At 51.0% G+C, this 16,985-nt stretch carries 13 protein-coding genes; 11 read left to right on the forward strand and 2 right to left on the reverse strand.

What is annotated here, in order from left to right:
• Positions 1-11: 11 nt before the first annotated feature.
• Positions 12-1,478, forward strand: coding sequence for an aldehyde dehydrogenase (locus ACCW76_RS18760; protein WP_436339719.1), 1,467 nt, complete (start codon positions 12-14; stop codon positions 1,476-1,478).
• Between the two features lie 276 nt (positions 1,479-1,754).
• A complete protein-coding gene (locus tag ACCW76_RS18765; RefSeq protein WP_436339720.1) occupies positions 1,755-3,152 on the forward strand; it encodes a purine-cytosine permease family protein in 1,398 nt (465 codons plus the stop codon).
• 493 nt (positions 3,153-3,645) lie between these two features.
• Here ACCW76_RS18765 and ACCW76_RS18770 read toward each other — a convergent pair whose 3' ends face one another.
• The gene (locus tag ACCW76_RS18770) at positions 3,646-4,668 is read right to left on the reverse strand and encodes an aldo/keto reductase (RefSeq protein ID WP_436339722.1); all 1,023 of its coding nucleotides are present in this window, start codon (positions 4,666-4,668) and stop codon (positions 3,646-3,648) included.
• 105 nt (positions 4,669-4,773) lie between these two features.
• Here ACCW76_RS18770 and ACCW76_RS18775 point away from each other — a divergent pair, with 105 nt between their 5' ends.
• From ACCW76_RS18775 to ACCW76_RS18785, 3 genes are all read left to right on the forward strand, one after another.
• Positions 4,774-5,685, forward strand: coding sequence for a LysR substrate-binding domain-containing protein (locus tag ACCW76_RS18775; protein WP_436339724.1), 912 nt, complete (start codon positions 4,774-4,776; stop codon positions 5,683-5,685).
• Between the two features lie 348 nt (positions 5,686-6,033).
• Positions 6,034-6,279 (forward strand): antirestriction protein, encoded by a 246-nt coding sequence (locus ACCW76_RS18780; RefSeq protein ID WP_436339726.1) that lies wholly within the window; start codon positions 6,034-6,036, stop codon positions 6,277-6,279.
• Positions 6,280-6,343: 64 nt separating this feature from the next.
• Positions 6,344-6,904: a JAB domain-containing protein gene (locus ACCW76_RS18785; protein ID WP_436339727.1), complete on the forward strand. Its 561-nt coding sequence runs from the start codon at positions 6,344-6,346 to the stop codon at positions 6,902-6,904.
• A gap of 557 nt (positions 6,905-7,461) precedes the next feature.
• On the opposite strand, the gene ACCW76_RS18790 is transcribed toward ACCW76_RS18785, so the two are convergent.
• Positions 7,462-7,782, reverse strand: a complete 321-nt coding sequence (locus tag ACCW76_RS18790; RefSeq protein WP_436339729.1) for a hypothetical protein — start codon at positions 7,780-7,782, stop codon at positions 7,462-7,464.
• 157 nt (positions 7,783-7,939) lie between these two features.
• On the opposite strand from ACCW76_RS18790, the gene ACCW76_RS18795 reads away from it, so the two are divergent.
• The 6 genes from ACCW76_RS18795 (at position 7,940) to ACCW76_RS18820 (ending at position 15,947) form a co-directional block, all read left to right on the forward strand.
• A complete protein-coding gene (locus ACCW76_RS18795; protein WP_436339731.1) occupies positions 7,940-8,251 on the forward strand; it encodes a hypothetical protein in 312 nt (103 codons plus the stop codon).
• 663 nt (positions 8,252-8,914) lie between these two features.
• Positions 8,915-11,113, forward strand: a complete 2,199-nt coding sequence (locus ACCW76_RS18800; RefSeq protein WP_436339733.1) for a dynamin family protein — start codon at positions 8,915-8,917, stop codon at positions 11,111-11,113.
• On the forward strand, positions 11,113-12,819 hold the full coding sequence (locus tag ACCW76_RS18805) for a LeoA/HP0731 family dynamin-like GTPase (RefSeq protein ID WP_436339735.1): 1,707 nt from the start codon (positions 11,113-11,115) through the stop codon (positions 12,817-12,819). The genes ACCW76_RS18800 and ACCW76_RS18805 overlap by 1 nt, the downstream gene beginning before the upstream one ends.
• Positions 12,820-12,834: 15 nt before the next feature.
• Positions 12,835-13,914: a PD-(D/E)XK nuclease family protein gene (locus ACCW76_RS18810; RefSeq protein ID WP_436339737.1), complete on the forward strand. Its 1,080-nt coding sequence runs from the start codon at positions 12,835-12,837 to the stop codon at positions 13,912-13,914.
• Between the two features lie 237 nt (positions 13,915-14,151).
• The gene (locus ACCW76_RS18815) at positions 14,152-15,144 is read left to right on the forward strand and encodes a hypothetical protein (RefSeq protein WP_436339739.1); all 993 of its coding nucleotides are present in this window, start codon (positions 14,152-14,154) and stop codon (positions 15,142-15,144) included.
• A 563-nt stretch (positions 15,145-15,707) separates the two neighbouring features.
• Positions 15,708-15,947, forward strand: a complete 240-nt coding sequence (locus ACCW76_RS18820; protein WP_436339740.1) for a hypothetical protein — start codon at positions 15,708-15,710, stop codon at positions 15,945-15,947.
• The last annotated feature ends 1,038 nt before the right edge of the window (positions 15,948-16,985 follow it).

The raw sequence follows: 16,985 nt of genomic DNA on the forward strand, positions 1-16,985 counted from the left end.
GCGGAGACGTCATGGAATCTTTCAAACTCTACATCAACGGCCAATTTGACGCCGGGGCGGCGACTTTCACCTCGTTGAATCCGGCCACCGCTGAGCCGTGGGCCACGATTGCCGAAGCACGCAGCGAGCAAACCGATCGCGCAGTGCAGGCGGCGGCCCGGGCTTTTGAATCCGATGCGTGGCGCGGCTTAACCGCCGGTGCGCGCGGCAAATTGCTGCTGAAGCTGGCGGATTTGATTGAACGCGATGCCGCCAAACTGGCCCGTCTTGAGACGCTCGATACCGGGAAAATCATCCGTGAAACCCAGGCGCAGATCGCTTACGTGGCGGAATACTATCGCTTCTATGCCGGGCTGGCCGACAAGATGGACGGCGCCACGCTCAGCATCGACAAAGCCGACATGGAAACCTGGATTAAGCGTGAACCGGTAGGTGTGGTTGCCGCGATTATCCCCTGGAACAGCCAGCTGTTTCTCTCCGCGGTGAAAATCGGCCCGGCGATTGCGGCCGGCTGTACGGTGGTGGTGAAGGCGGCTGAAGTTGCACCGACGCCGCTGCTGGGATTTGCTGAACTGGTGCATGAGGCCGGTTTCCCTGCGGGCGTCATTAACGTGATCACCGGCTTCGCGGAAGGTTGTGGCACCGTGCTGACCCAGCATGCGCAGGTCGATCACATCGCCTTTACTGGCGGTGCAGATACTGCACGTCACATCATTCGCAACAGCGCGGAAAACCTCGCCAGCACCTCGCTGGAATTAGGCGGCAAGTCACCGTTTATCGTGTTCGCTGATGCCGACCTGGAAAGTGCAGCCAATGCGCAGGTGGCCGCCATCTTCTCTGCCTCAGGACAAAGCTGTGTCGCGGGCTCGCGTCTGCTGGTGGATGAGCAGATTAAAGATGCCTTCATTGAAAAGCTCACCAGCAAAGTGCGCGGTATTGTGATTGGTTGCCCGCAACAGCAGGAGACGCAGTTTGGTCCACTTTGTACCGAGCGGCAGAAAAGCAATATCGAGCAGGTCGTGAGTCGCAGTATTGAGCAGGGTGCGCGTCTGGTGATCGGCAATCAGCCGATTGATCGACCGGGGTTCTATTTCCCACCCACCATTTTGGATTGCAGTGCGGTGCCAAATGCAGAAAGCGTGGTGCAGGAGCTATTTGGTCCGGTCTTGTCGGTGCTGACTTTTAAAGATGAAGCAGAAGCGATTCGTTTAGCCAACGGTACAGAGTATGGTTTGGCGGCCGGTGTATTCACCCAGAACCTGACGCGTGCCCATCGTGTCACGCGTAAGTTGCGCAGCGGCGTGGTGTGGCTAAACACCTATCGCGTGGTTTCACCGCTGGCGCCGTTTGGCGGCTACGGTAAGTCCGGTTTCGGTCGTGAAGGTGGCACAGACGCCGCGTTGGAATACACCACCACCAAAACGGTGTGGCTGCGTACCAGCGATGAGCCGATTAGCGATCCCTTTATTATGCGCTGATGGGTTAAGGTGCGTATAAATGCGCACCTTGCGGGAATCTGGTTTGCATTTATCAATGCGCACTCTACCAGAAATAACGTTGGAATTTTCAGTGTCGTTATTTATAACGACCGTTACTTGTACAGTTGTTAAGCATTAATTAGCACCGGGAGTCTTACCGCCAATTCTTTAATAAGAAGACGAAAATGCATTCGTCGGGATGGCTGTGGCTTTTTTTCGCGAGGAAAGTTTTACCCACATTAAAAAACAATCCTACTTTGAGAATTGGAGGGTACGGTGAATACACAACCACGTCAGAGTCAGATTATAGAAAATAAGTCGGTGGATTATGTTCCGGAATCGGAACGCCACGGTAAATCGCACAGTTTATTTACCTTGTGGTTCTGTACCAACATTGCACCGCTGGCGGTCGTCAGCGGTGCGATTGCCACCGAAACGTTTCATCTGAATGTTATTTCTGCGTTAACCGCGATTATTGCTGGTCATCTGTTTGGCGGGATCTTCCTTGCATTGACCTCTGCACAAGGGCCGAAAGTCGGTATTCCACAAATGGTGCAGAGCCGCGCGCAGTTTGGTCGTTACGGTTCGCTGCTGGTGATTAGCTTTACGACGGTGATTTATCTCGGGTTCTTTATCTCGAATATTTCGCTATCCGGTAAAGTCATCAACAACGTCTTCCCATCGATGCCGGTAAGCAGTGCCACGGTTATTGGCGCAATTCTTGCCACCGCCATTGGGATCGTTGGTTACCATTTTATCCATCGCATCAATAAAGTCGGTGCATGGATTATGGGTGCGGCGCTGATTTTGGGCCTGGCATTGATGGTGTCACAACCCTTACCGGCAGATTTTTGGTCTCGTGGCAGCATGAGTGCCGCAGGCTGGTTCGGCACCTTCTGTATCGGAGCGGTATGGCAAATCAGTTTCTCGCCTTATACCTCTGACTATTCGCGCTATCTGCCCGCCAATGTCGGTATTGCACGCCCGTTTATTGCCACCTACCTGGGTGCGTGTGGCGGGACTATTCTGGCCTTTATTTTCGGCATGATGGCGGTCAATATCGCGCCAACCAGTGATGCCATGATGTCAGTGCGCCACGCCACTGGCTGGCTCGGACCCATTCTGATGGTGTTGTTCCTGGTCAATATTATCTGCCACAACTCAATGAATTTGTATGGTGCGGTATTATCACTGATTACGGCAGTACAAACATTCCGCCCACACTGGACGCCGGGTGCGACGGTGCGATTAGTGGTGTCATCACTGGTATTAGTGGGAAGCGTGTTAGTCGCCCTGGCAGCATCACAGAACTTTGTTTCGTTCTTTATTAACTTGATTCTGGCATTGATTGCGGTATTGATTCCGTGGATTGTGATTAATCTACTGGATTTTTATTATGTGAATAAGCAAAAGTATGACGTTGAAGCGATATTTCGTGCAGACGGCGGACGTTATGGATTGCTGAATACCCAGGCCTTGCTGGTCTACTTCGCCGGAATTTTAGTGCAGGTGCCCTTTGTTGAAAATGCATTCTTTTCCGGTCCCTATGCGAATTTAATACCGGGTGTGGATGTTTCATGGATTATCAGTTTCGTGGTGACGAGTGTCGCGTATCCTTTACTTCATCGTAAAAGCGAGTCAGGTCTGGTCAGTACCCGGAAAAGTAAGGCGTGAGGAGAAATACTATGTGGTAAACGCGTTAAGGATTAATTTACGGAAAGGAGTCCACCTGGCTCACTTAAAAACGCTTAGCGCTCTAGCGGATCGTTTTTTACTTTTCATACCGGCATTTATGATGCCGGTACCTGTTAAAGTTTTTGACACATTGCCTATTTCAAGCTTTCATCAAGGAGAAATTTTCTCAGCGCGGCAGCAGCTTTATCATATTGGAACTCCAGTCACCATAATGAGTACTGTAACTTATCAGCAGCTTTAATTATTTTACGCGTCTGCTTGGCGGTGTGAGTTCAACCGATGGATACAGCAAAGTGCGGGGCAGACCCTTAATGAAGATAAGGTTGTGATGTATTCATGCCAGAACACATGATCCGCGGCCAGGACAGGGGGCAACGTCACGATATTTTCTATCAGCATTGCCCCTTTTAAACACATCTTTTCTGGTCGCTGCATGAAAGCAGCTTTAGCTCATAAGTTCACAATTCTTAAGTTATATACGGTCCTTATCATGGAAAAGCTGCATCCAGTAAGGATACGGAATAGCAGGCTGAGAAAGAATGTTAAGTTTTTGCAGTTGCTCGTCGGAGAGCACTAGAGTCTGCGCCTCCAAATTCTGCAGCAGCTGCTGTTCATTCTTCGCACCGATGATCACCGTGGTGACCTCCGCACGACTCAGAAGCCATGCATGTGCGACCGTGGCTGCAGAGCAGCCCATTTCCCGACCGATAGCAATCAGTTCATCAACTATGGGGTCGACACGAGCGACGTCTACCGGTGGAAAGTTAAGTTTCGAACGTCTGCCTTGTTGTTTATCATCCTCATGCTTCATCGCATATTTTCCACTGAGGTAGCCGCCGCTGAGAGGGCTCCAGATCATCAGTGCGTGATCGCCTTGCTGTGCTGCCTTCGCGACATCAAATTCAATATCACGGCACGCCAGCGAGTAATGAACCTGATTGCTGGTAAAACGGGCCTTGCCGTACTGTTGTGAGAAGCCATCAGCTAGCACCATTTCAGCCGCGCTGAAGTTGCAGGCGCCGATATGACGCACCTTGCCCTGCGTGACCAGATCATCGAGCGCTCGCAGTGTTTCATCAAGCGGAGTGAGGTTATCGCGATCGTGCAGTTGCAGCAGATCAATATGATCGCGCTGCAGTCGCTTCAGACTCTTTTCCACCGTGCGAATGATATGCGAACGCCCCAATCCGACCTCATTCGGACCAGAACCAGTCCTTAAGCGCACTTTGGTTGCCACCATCATTTTGCTTTCGTCTACTTGCAGTGCTTTCAAAGCCTGACCCAAAACCGTCTCAGACTGGCCCTGCGAATAGACGTCAGCGCTGTCGACGAGGTTGATGCCATTCTCCAGTGCGACGCTGATGATGCGCTTTGCTTCATCAACAGACAGGCCGGCAATTGACGACCAAATACCTTCACCACTGCCAAACGTCATCGCGCCAAGGGTGTAGCGTGATGCCCGTAATCCTGAACGACCAAAACGAACGTATTGCATGTGTTTTTCCAGACCTCCTGAGTGAGGGCCACACTCTAGAGTCATTGAGTCCATGCGTATAGAATGTAGAATACGAATTCATTGTTCTGTTAAAGCGAATAATAGATGCGTTTTGATCAGCTCAGTTCTATGCGGCTATTTGTCCGCATCATTGAAACCGGCTCCTTTAATCGAGCAGCCAGCCTTTCGGGAATCTCACCTTCAAACGCGACCGCGCGGATTGCGCGACTGGAAGCACATCTCGGCACTAAGTTACTGGGCAGAACCACGCGAGCAGTGGCTGCGACCGAAGCGGGGCAGCGCTATTACGCAACATGCAAACGCTTGTTGACTGACCTGGAAGAAATTGAAGCTGACCTGCAAGGTGCGCAGCAATTGCTGAGCGGCAAGGTGCGGGTGAGCGCAAACGTCTCCGTCGCACGCGCTGTTATCCTGCCGCGTTTGCCGGAATTGATGCGCCAGTATCCTGATATCCATCCAGAAATTATTCTCACCGATCAACGCAGCGATTTTGTTTGTGAAGAGATTGATTTCGCGATTCGTATTGGCGGTCTGGAAGATCAGGATCTCCATAAGCGCTCATTGGGGTTCCCGCTGAGGATGAACGTGGCATCCCCTGAGTACTTGCAGCAATACGGAGAACCTGAAACGACTGAAGCATTGGCTGAACATCGCCTGATCGACTTCTTACTCCCGATGCCAGGTGAAAAACTCGGGTGGGAATTTGAAAATAACGGCGCAGTCAGCACTTTATGGCCGGCAGCGGTTGCATCCGTGGGGGATGCAGAGGCACGTGTACAACTTGCTATCGCTGGCGTAGGAATTGTGCAGAGCCTGAATTTCATCGTGGCATCTGCATTAAGAGACAACAAGCTGGTCCGCATCCTGACCAATCTGGAAACTCAGGCACCTGAAGTCAGCTTGCTCTGGCCGCGCAATCGTCATCTTCCTGCCAGAACCGAAGCGGTGATGCGCCTGTTCAGCGAGTGGGTAAAAGAGGCGGTGGAAGTGAAATGATTTCTAGTTCATGAATGAACTAATGAGAGAAAGGAATTACCAATCTCCAAATCAGACCATACTCGTAACACTGGAATAGGATCGTTCCAAAAGAAACGTTTAAAAACAGAAACCTTTAATATTTGTTTGCAGACTATCGGTCATAACCCTTATAAGACATCAGGTCTGCGTTCCAGCCACTTTCAAACCCAGTTCTCCGCAATTCTGTATTCAGCTAATCGTCAGACGGTACGCTCACTGCACTGTCTGTACTCAATAACAACTCTGACTGTATCCTTCTTCATTACTGCACGGTTTCAAATCCGCCCACTTGCTCCAGGATGGCTGCGTACGATCACATCCAGCGCGGTGAGAATAGTCGGGTTCGTTCGCTTCTTTGAAAAGATACCGTCAAATTTCTATCGTGGCGAAATGTCAGCTGAGGCGGCGGGGATCACCGCCATGCTCTACACGCTGAATCACCTGGCCTGGCACCTGTGGGAACGTAACAGCAGCGATCCGCTGATTGATGCGCTTAACCAGCGCGCCGAAGCACTGAAAGCCTATGCGGCTTTGCATGAGGAAGGCAGCGCGATTTTCCGCGCCATTGACTGATTTCCGGTCTGCCCGTGAACCGGGCAGGCACAACCAACACTTCAAATCTTACTGGAGAAATCATATGTCACTTCCTGACGCCAACGGCACCACCCCAGAATCACAGTTTGAATCTGTCAGCGATAACCTGCGTTTTTTCAGTCGTCCCCACGTGCGCGATGCGCAGGGCAACTATGTCATGGCAACGGATACCCAGATCCTCGCCGAAGCGGTGCTGGCAATCGACTATCGCTATCCCACGGGCACCATTTTCGAATCCTCGGACGCATCGAAAACGTTTTTCCAGGCAAAGCTTTCCGGGCGCGATCGTGAGGTGTTTGCCGTCGCGTTCCTCAATTACCAGCACCAGATGCTGGCTTACAGGGAAATCTTTGAGGGCTCTATCACAAGTGTTGAGATTCATCCCCGTGAAGTGGTTCGCCTGGCGCTGGAGCTGAACGCCGCCGCCGTGACCCTCAGCCACAATCACCCCTCATTCGTGGCCGAACCCTCTAAAGCGGATATTGCTATCACCGCGCGCCTCAAAAACGCACTGGAGCTGGTGGCGGTAAGAGTTATCCATCACATCCTCGTGGCGGGGAATGAAACGGTGTCGCTGGCAGAGCGGGGACACGTGAACTTCTGATTTATCGCCTGAACAATCCAGCAGGCCGGGGGCCACTCCGCCTGCTTTTGGCGCGCTTAACGGCGGGCGGCCCTGCGGGCCGGAGTGCGACTGTGCTGAAACACCGGTCATCCCCCTACGCCTACATATTCTCTCTTCAGGATGCTGTCTCTCTGTCTTCTCTCTTATATGTCATTGGCTTTGATTCTTATTCATAATGAGGGTGATCAGGCTTAGCAGCTGCGTTACCGGGTTTCTCTTTACGGTTTTCTGGGTCACCGGCAAATCAATGCCCATGTCCCCCTCCGGCTCCCCGGCGGGCCGGGTCGTCAGCCCGACTGCGCTAACCGTCAGTGACGGCAAGCTTCGCCGAACCGCACAGGAATGCGTTTCGGGCCTTTCGGCTAGGGTCTGAGGGCAAAAAAATCTGACATCAGCCGCCCAGTTAGTGCCGGGAGGATTGTTAACATTACCTTCTTACGCTGCCCATGCTCGCGTAACGGTACCTATGACAGACAATCATCTGATATTTGTTCCGTGAAACCTTCGCAGAAGCCTTCCACGCTATATGGCCTGATTTACAGGGACTTCACGCCGATCAATGCTGAAAAGAGAGCGGCAAAAAATGCGACCATAAAGACACTCAGTATTGCCCCCCTTTGAACTGAGTTGATTTTGCTGTCCTTGATAACAGTGTTAAGGATCGCCGCTCCGGTTAGGATAAACCCTCCAAATGAAATGATGATGGTAAACCAGAAGCCGAGTGTGGCGAGTCCTGAGTTAAACAGACCGCCTCGCTTAATAACTACCGCAAGCAATAACAGTTGCAGGGCGCCAAGGGTTATCAGTCCTGAGGTTTCGTTAGCAATTCTTCGGTAGTTGTTCAGAAAGTCATGCACTTTTATCTCCTTAGATGACCGTCCCCACCGGCCGGTGAGGCATTTCACATTCGTGCATACAGAAGGTAAAAAATCATTTCACAGGTAATTATCTGTAAATCAACTCATTATCCTCGTTACTGTGCCGATGACACACTGAAATGACCAAGGGGGATTTATGGCAAGACTGGGTGTTAAAGGCACATTCATTCTCTTTATATGTGGATTACTCTTTCAGTGGGTGTTCCATTTCCCACTTATCACATCGATGAACGGGGCGACCTTGCTGGGGTTCAGTATCGCCGGTCAGGAACTTAACTGTGTTCAGGATTTCAACACTCAGTTTCTGGCTGACCAGAACGCAATGGGTCTTGACCCCTCGTTGCGCCTTGACCTTAACCAGTACGCTCAAGATCTCTCGGCGTGCCAGCATTCCGTTGATCCCGGTAAAAGCAGCCTTGCTGTCGCCAGGGAGATGATGAAGCAATAATCCGGTCTTCCGACCGTGTTAACTGTCTGACTCTTACAGCATTACAGCACCACTGATGTTAAGCCTGATGCGACATCTATTTCAGACTACCGCTTACAGTCCGTTCAGTCACTGGCAGTTCTCACGCCTGGAAGGGTAAACAGCTAGCCCGGCGGTACGCTGCCGGGCAAGTAAGGGGACAGACCTGAATTCACAACAACGCCTGACAGAAAACCTCAAAAATCCGCTCCGCGCCGGATATTAACCTTTACCTGGCACGTGATGACCGAAGCGGAATGTCGCTCCTACAGGCCATCATTGTTTGAATGAAACCGATACGTTCGACAAGGAGCCTTGCAGGAACGCAAACCTGTCCGGACTGGAACGATCACAAATAAAAGGAAGTCACCACAACTGTTGGCGTCGTTATGGCCTCATGGGCGCATTCGATCATTTCTCCAGCCCGATTGAATGACTTTTTTTGCCTCATTTCCATTAAAGGAATTTCTCATTCTGCCGATTCAACGATGAGTGCTGTGTATATGATCGGCGCGCCTGAACCTGTTAACAACTTTAGGCTTTGGGTGATGCGGAGGGCTGCGGTCAGAAGTTTTACCTGAGCGGTTACTGCCCACGCTGCTTATTCCAGCCGCGCCAGACGGATTAATTTAAAAAGGATGCTGCATGTCTGTTGCCAGTGAGACCTCCACGCAGGTCTATAAAAAAATCTCGCAGGAAGTAGAACGAATTCTCGACAACCTGACCCAGCCTGTAAACGATCCCGCCTTACAGAAAGCCAACAGTAATGCCCGCCTTCAACTTGAGAGTTTCCAGACGCGCCTGAACGAGGCAATTGACAGCCTGCGTTCCAATGCCGAATGGGAGACGTTTACCATCGCCTTTTACGGGGAGACGAACGCGGGGAAATCAACGGTCATTGAGGCGCTGCGCATCCTGCTCAAAGAGGAAACAAAACTCGCCAGGCAGGCGGCGTTCCGCCAGTTTCAGCAGCAACACGATCTCACGCCTGAGGCCCTTGAAAACGCAGACCGGGCTTTGAAAGAAAACGAAGCATTAGCCGCCACTCTCAGTCTGGCCCTGGCAGAGGTGCGAGGCCGCTTTTCAGATCGCGAAGCTGAACTCGGGACAGAATTGTCGCGGCTGAGTGCGTTGATTGAGGATCAGAAGACGCGCTGGTCAGCAATACGCCGACTGCTGGCTCTTTGGATCTCATCTCCAGAGCAAAAGCAGCAGCGTCAGGTGAAGCAGCTGCAGCAGGCATTAGAGGCAGAGATTCATCAGGAGACACAATCGCTTGCCGTGCAGAAAGCGGACTGTGATGCCCAACGGCAGACGATGCTGAAGCAGCGCGCGCGGGTGGATGAAAAGTTTGCCGAACTGAACGCGCTGGCAGACGGTGAAATCATCGGCACGGGTATGTCCGATTTCACCCTGGACGCCACTCTCTATCCTTTTGAGTCGTGCGGACAGCGCTTTGCCCTGCTGGACGTGCCCGGTATTGAAGGCAAGGAGAGCAAGGTGCGCGAGCAGATACAGCGCGCGGTCGAGAAAGCGCACGCCGTTTTTTACGTCACCAGTAAAGCCACGGCGCCGCAGAAAGGTGATGAAAACAATCCCGGGACACTGGAGAAAATCAGGTCGCATCTCAATGCGCAGACTGAAGTCTGGACGTTGTTCAATAAGCGTGTAACGAATGCTATGGCGCTTGGAAGACCCCTTGTTAATGAGGATGAAGCGTACAGTATTCAGGATCTGGACGACAAAATGCGCGAGCAGTTGGGTGACAATTATCGTCAGACGCTGGTTGTCAGCGCCATGCCTGCATTTCTCAGTCTGGCCGAACATCTGGTCCCTGGCGGGCCCAACGCGAAGAGTCGCGATAAGTTCCTGAAAGCCTTTACCCCGGAAGAACTGCTCGAGAAAACGGGCGTTTCAGCGCTGGCGCGCGTTCTGACACAACAACTTGTCGCCGACAGCAAGGCAAAAATTGCCCGCTCGAACACACAGAAAACCCGCGTTGTGCTGGATGATATTGCCGCACAGGTGAGCGCGCTGCAGTCGGACACCTACGCAAAACTTGTCCTGCAGCTCAATGAGGATAAAAACAGCGCACACAAGCAGCTTGATCACGCACTGAAATCACTGCGGGCGCGTCTGATTGACCGCGCGGAGGAAAGCGTTAGCCGGTTCCGCAATCAGGCGCGCGAGCGTATCTATAAAGTGATTGACGGTGATATCAGTAACGATCGTTTTAAAAGTGAGCTGGAGGCCGCGATCAGCCTGGAGCACGGTTCGCTTGAAAAGTCCCTTCCAGGAATACTGAAAGCCGAACTTGAGCGCTTTCAGTCAGAGATCAGTGACATTGTTGCGCAGTTTCATCAGCACGCTCGCGGGATCCTCAATACCTTCTCACGCCTCCAGACGCACAAATTCAGCAGCAATATTCCCCTCACGATTGATATCGATAACGGCATCAACGTTACGGGACTTCTGGCGACACTCGCGGGCGGCGCGCTGCTTTTCTGGAACCCCGCCGGGTGGCTTGTTCTCGGACCGGCGCTGGCGAACCTGGCATTTGCGGCCTACAAAGCCCTGCGCAGCTTCATCAGCTCCAGTTACAAAATGTCGCAGCAGAAGCAGTCCGCTGATAAAAATCTCAGCAACGTGGCGGCCCACATGAACGACGCCATTGCCGACGGTATTCAGAAAGCCTTCCCGGAGCTGCAGGAGAAAATCGATGAGATTAAAGACATGCTGGAGGAGCCTGTAAAACAGGTTTCGGGCATCAATCAGATCCTGATCCAGGCTGCGGCCGGATTACGCCTTTTATCCACTGAAATTGATTTTTCTGGAGCGAAATAATGGAAAAAACGCTGGATGTTTTTAAAGCGCAGCAGTCCCGCAATGTTCACATTCTGGATGAACTCACCGCCTTTCTTGAGCAGGGTGAAAAGGTCGGCGTCCCGGTCGATGTGCAGCTCATCAATAAAATTGAGGCGGCCAAAGAGAATGCTGCGAACGGGAAATTAAAAATCGCACTGATTGGAGGGTTCTCCGAAGGGAAAACCTCAATAGCTGCCGCCTGGATGGGGCGCCTCGATAAAGCCAGCATGAATATCAGCCATCAGGAATCCTCCAACGAAGTCAAAGTGTACGACGTGGGATCGGACTTTGTCCTGATTGACACGCCCGGGTTGTTTGGCTTTAAAGAGCAGTTCAATGAAGACACCCGGGCGCTCGAAAAATACAAGGACATGACCAAAAAGTACATCAGTGAGGCGCATTTGATCCTCTATGTCATGAACTCCACCAACCCGATAAAAGAGAGTCATAAGGCCGATCTTGAATGGCTGTTCCGCACCCTGAACCTGCTTGACCGTACGGTGTTCGTTCTCAGCCGCTTCGATGAAGTTGCAGACGTGGAGGATGAGGACGATTACGCCGCCAACGCAGAGGTGAAGCGCCAGAACGTGCGCGCGCGCCTGGACGACCTGATCGCGCTCACCCCGCCGGAACATGATGCGCTCAATATCGTTGCTGTCGCGGCTAACCCTTTTGATATGGGGACTGAATACTGGCTGGATAACCCGGAAAAATTCCGTGCGCTGTCGCATATCAGTGAACTGCAGGACGCGACGAGCGACAAGATTGAAAAAAGCGGGGGCGCACTGGCGCTGAGTGAAGAAACGAAAAATAGTGTTATCAGGGATATCCTGACCCGTAAGCTGCCGGAAGCCATCGCGAATGATGTGCGTATCCGACAGGAAGTCGAAGCCCTCTCATCCATTCATGTCCGGCTCAGCAAAGAGCTGCTGACTATGCAGCGCGATATTGCGGAAGCGCGCATCAGTCTCAATAACTTTGTACTCGACTACTTCAAAGATTTGATACTTCGCGCCAGGGGCCTGAGCCTCGAAACTTATATGGAGTTTTTCGAGAGCGAAATTGGTGAGCAGGGCATCATCATTGATACCCGCCTGGACAACGAGTTCGCCCGCCGCGTGCAGTCCGTGAACAATGCCATCCAGAAGATGCATCTGGGCTACAGCGCTGAAATCAATCACTACAACGGCAATATGGCGGCCATGGGCAAGCAGGGGCTGAATTATGTCGTGAAGAGCAACTTCATTAACAGTGCAACCGTGATTGCTGCACGTGATGGGGTGGTGTCCGTTGGCAAAATGGCCGGGTTAGAGCTGGGGAAACTGCTGAAGTTCAAACCCTGGGGGGCCATTAAATTTGCGAAAGGCCTGAACGGGGCGCTGGTGTTTGCCGGCGTGGCGCTGGAATTGTGGGATACCTACAGCCAGGCAAAGCGTGAGGCGGAGTTCAGAAAAATGATCGACGCCATGATTTCGAACTTTAACCAGCAACGCGATGGGTTGATCAGTGTGCTGGGAGGAAGTGATTTCGCACGCGATTATTTTACCGGTTTCGCACTGATGCAGGATGAAATGGCGAGCCTTGAACGCGCAATGCAGGCGATCCAGGAGCAACAGTCTCTCTTTGCCCGCTGGCGTGCGGATGCGGAAGCGATTGACGCGGAATACACGCGTGTAAACGATTAAGTCCCGGGAGTAGAAATGGATATTTTAGCGCTGGAAGCGTTGCTGAATCAGATGAAAAGCCTTCCCCAGCCACGTAAAACGGAAGCGAATATTTTTTCCTCAGGTGCCCGCGGGCACTATGAAAATCCGGTCAGCGATGTGCTGGCCTTCTTTCTCGATCCTGACGGTGGTCATGGGCTGGGGCCGCTGGCGGCAGAGGCACTGTTCAGCTGCCTGGGGCTGGCAGATACGTTCAACGCCGAACTGTCCGCACCGCCTCAACGCGAGGTCAGCACGGAAAGAGGGAACCGGATCGACATCCTGCTTGAGGGTGATGACTGGGTGATGATCATCGAAAACAAGGTCTGGCATCTGCAGAATAACCCCTTTGACGATTACCGCACGTGCCTGCAACAGGGGGCATATCAGGGCAAAACGCCCCTTTGCGTAGTGTTATCACCCAACGGTTCTGCGCCTGAGGGATGGATTGGAGCCAGCTACCGGCAGCTTACCGGTGCATTGTCTTCGCGGATCGGGGAAGCCTACATGGCTTCATCATTAAACAAATGGCTGGTCATACTGCGCGAGTATGTCCTGCATCTGGAGTTACTTGTGAGCCACCCTGCTGTTACAACTGAAACCGAAACGTTTGTTCTGAGGAATCTTCACCGCATTGCAGAAATAGAAGAGCTTAAGAAAACCGTCATTAAAACGTTGTCCGGAGAATGCCAGCGTTATCTGACTGAACACTTTAGCGACAGGGGCTATGAGATCAAAGCCCGTCTGACCAACTGGTCTGGCTTTCCGGTGCTGCGCTTTAAATGTTCCCACTGGCTCTCTCCCTCAGATGTGGTTCTTTATCTGAACGGAACGGTGGATGAGTGGTTTGCAGTGATCACTTACGCCTGCGATCTTGAAAATGAGCAGATGCGTGAAAGAGCGATCGCGATGCTCAACGTTGAGGGGAGTGAGGAAGAGTATGAGGAAGAAGCCAATGGAAGTATTTTGGGTTTCGTTTCCTGCCATGTCCCGCATGAAACGCCTAAATCTGAGTTGCTTTCGGATCTGGCAAAGCGGATGACGTTACTGGACAACTTTGAGCGTGAACACCGCTGATCCCTGTGGGTCGGCAACCCGGCCCATTTTACGCCGGGTTTAAGAGGCGCCGGATGAAAAACAGCGCGGCGCCAGCTCAGCGTGCATTACGTTGCTTTGCGATATTACTGACGATGCAAAACTGGATGGGGTGCGGACGACTGTGACGTGCCTTGCCCGGATTCGTTTTCAAATGATGCCTTGAAGATGGCGCAGAGCTCATTTCGTTAACTTTTAAATGTCTTACATGGAGAATCTATGGGGTTGTTCACCTTAGAAGAGCAGGAGTTTCGGGCAGTGTCGAAAACGACGTTTGTGCGCGAATCCATTCTGGAGCGCAGAGATATCCAGTCGGCCTTAGCCAGAAATATCAGCCATTTCGTTCCTGACTGCATGGTCATACAGGAAGAGTTTAATAACTGGGAGGACAGTCAGCGCAGGATCGATTTGCTCTGCATCGATAAAAATTTCAATCTGGTCGTCATTGAGCTCAAACGTGATGAGCAGGGCGCCCATATGGAGCTTCAGGCCGTAAGGTATGCTGCCATGGTTTCGCAAATGACTTTTCATGAAGCTGCTGAGTGCTATCAAAAATATCTCGATAAAGAAGGTGTTGAGAAAAATGCAGAGAATGAAATCCTCAATTTCTGTGAGAGAGAAGAAAGCGAAATTGCTGACTTTAATACGCAAGTACGGATTGTTTTAATATCGGCTGATTTCTCTAAAGAGATCACAAACACAGTCCTGTGGCTTAACAATAATGGCCTTAATATCAGCTGTTTCAGGTTAAGTCCATATCTGCATCTCGATAAGCTGCTGGTGAATTTCGAACAAATAATCCCGTTGCCAGAGGCAAAAGATTTCCTTGTCCGACAAAAGCGCAAAGAAATAGAAGCCTTGAAGGCAAATGAAAAATCGGAGAAGGATTATTCTAAGTTTGTTTTTAAAGGCGCGACATACAATAAGCGGAACCTGGCTTTTGAGCTTATGAGCGACTGGATATCGGAGAATGAGCCGGAGAACATCAACTCTGTTGTCTCGATCTTTGGAAAGGATATTCATCGCAGTCTTATAAAGTCGGAATCCGACGTCAGTCAGTCACGACGAAAGCGTTTTCATGAGGCGTCCATTGAGCTCATCTCTGGTGAGACGGTGCTGATTACCAACCAATGGAGTATCGGCTCTATTCAGCGACTGATTACAACGTTTGAAAATCTTGGTTATAAAATAACCGCGCAACGCCCTGAATAACGCGCATGAGGGCAAGGAGCAAGACCTGGCATCATAAACACCAGCAGGATAAACCGGCAGGCTGGTTGGAGTGTGCATGATCTGTTTTCCAAAACTAACGTGCTAAGCCGCTAGCAGCGCTCGCTTCTTGCCCTCGACTTTAGCAGATTAGGAATACAAGGCACCCATAAGCTCAGCCGTAGAGCTGGCGATAACCCGCGCCACGACTCGGTAGTCGTCTGGATTACTCGTGGCGATTCAGAAAACATAAATTAAGTCACACTGAGAAAATCTTAATGACTAAACAATAAGCCCAATGTCTGACTTTGGTACGGAGCAGATCTGCACCTGCGCGAGGTCAGCTGTGAGCGAACAGCAGACGTTTCAGTCATGGCAGTTGAGTATTTTCTATTCAGTGAACATAACTTTCCGGTATCGCATGTGACTGTGGGCTAAGCGCAAATCATAAATATGTATTTAAGAGATAACTTTTGTCATCTTTGCCTGTTGGACCGCAAGTTTTAACGTATGCTGTAGGCTGCGTCTGCCATACGGGCAGAGCTTTCACAGCAAGCAGGTCTCGCATGTATAGAAATGAAGATGAAAGGCTGTCTGACAAAGTAATGGGAGAAGCCGTTATTGAGTTGCTTGATGAGAGGGAGCCTGTAACTAGCGCCCAACTGCTTCTGAAGCTGCAGACCTTCCTGCTCGCTGCGGAGGGAACATGGCAGGCGATAGCGATACGCGACGCAATCAGAAGCGTTCAGGCGGCAGTTTTGGTTGATGGCAGCAGAACAGTACTACAAGGTTCACTCCTGCACTAAACGCGACCATTTCCGGGGGAACTGGCCAGCGGATCCTAATCCGAAATCCTATTCCAGATAGATTAAATTTGGTTTTTATTTACATTTAGCTCTTTTGGCTCCCAGCTGTCATAGGCAAATGTCCTGGGTGAATCACTTAATAGAATACTCGTTAAATTAACTGATCCTATTGAGGAACGCTGCCTGAATGTCCGAAGAGGATTAAAGGCAACAAGCCTGAGCCGAAGCGCAAAAGGATGCGTTTCTGGCCAGGAGGCCGATGAAGCCTGTGTGGCCAATACTTATATCTTAATTCATGCCCTGCGGCTTATCTTTCCCCCCTTTCTACCCGCTTCGGCGGGATTTTTTATCTTTAGTTTTATCCCGAAAGACGGGCAAAAAAATACCCGCTGATGGCGGGTGAAATTCGTTACAGAGAATAATCTGCATGAGATATATGACAGGGAAAGGGCAGGATAGTTCAGATTAATTCTCTGTTAACGCTGGCGTTTTAAACCTGCAGTCCTGTCCGGCAGCGGTTTTTGCTTCAATGGCACTTAGCTGAACGAGACTGGATTTCTGCTAAGTGAGGACTTATGTAGCCGGTCTTCATACACGTTAAGGCCAAACCTCTGACATATCTGCCGATGTCGGTTTCCCTGTATGCCAGGTCATGTCAAAGGAACATTAACTTAATGAATGATAGCGAGGTGCCAATCCCGCCATCACCTGGTAATAAAAAAGAGGAAAAAACCGAAAAAACAGGAAAATCTCTTCTTGCTTGAGTTTACTTAGCTATTTTGAAGACTGTCTCCTCAAATTCCGCTCCTGGCCTTCAGGTGTCGCTTGTCACGCCAATAGGACGGCAGTGTGCGAGCAACAAACCTGGTTCTAAAGTTAGGAGATATTGTAAAAAAATGCCGATAAAATCGCCAGTCAGGCTTTTATTTTCACTTGATATGCCCTTTGGAGCATTGCGCCTTGACCTGCCCCCAGTATTAGATACAACCTTCAGTTAGTAATGTCGGTTGATTTTTCTTCATGCCTCCCGTTTCGCCA

It is taken from the genome of Pantoea sp. C8B4 (assembly GCF_051336905.1).
Classification (GTDB): Bacteria; Pseudomonadota; Gammaproteobacteria; order Enterobacterales; family Enterobacteriaceae; genus Pantoea; species Pantoea rwandensis_B.

Coding starts and splice junctions, on each gene's coding strand:
- ACCW76_RS18815 (WP_436339739.1), top strand. CDS start 14,152: ATGGGGTTGTTCACCTTAGAAGAGCAGGAGTTTCGGGCAGTGTCGAAA.
- ACCW76_RS18770 (WP_436339722.1), bottom strand. CDS start 4,668: ATGCAATACGTTCGTTTTGGTCGTTCAGGATTACGGGCATCACGCTAC.
- ACCW76_RS18775 (WP_436339724.1), top strand. CDS start 4,774: ATGCGTTTTGATCAGCTCAGTTCTATGCGGCTATTTGTCCGCATCATT.
- ACCW76_RS18785 (WP_436339727.1), top strand. CDS start 6,344: ATGTCACTTCCTGACGCCAACGGCACCACCCCAGAATCACAGTTTGAA.
- ACCW76_RS18805 (WP_436339735.1), top strand. CDS start 11,113: ATGGAAAAAACGCTGGATGTTTTTAAAGCGCAGCAGTCCCGCAATGTT.
- ACCW76_RS18795 (WP_436339731.1), top strand. CDS start 7,940: ATGGCAAGACTGGGTGTTAAAGGCACATTCATTCTCTTTATATGTGGA.
- ACCW76_RS18800 (WP_436339733.1), top strand. CDS start 8,915: ATGTCTGTTGCCAGTGAGACCTCCACGCAGGTCTATAAAAAAATCTCG.
- ACCW76_RS18810 (WP_436339737.1), top strand. CDS start 12,835: ATGGATATTTTAGCGCTGGAAGCGTTGCTGAATCAGATGAAAAGCCTT.
- ACCW76_RS18820 (WP_436339740.1), top strand. CDS start 15,708: ATGTATAGAAATGAAGATGAAAGGCTGTCTGACAAAGTAATGGGAGAA.
- ACCW76_RS18760 (WP_436339719.1), top strand. CDS start 12: ATGGAATCTTTCAAACTCTACATCAACGGCCAATTTGACGCCGGGGCG.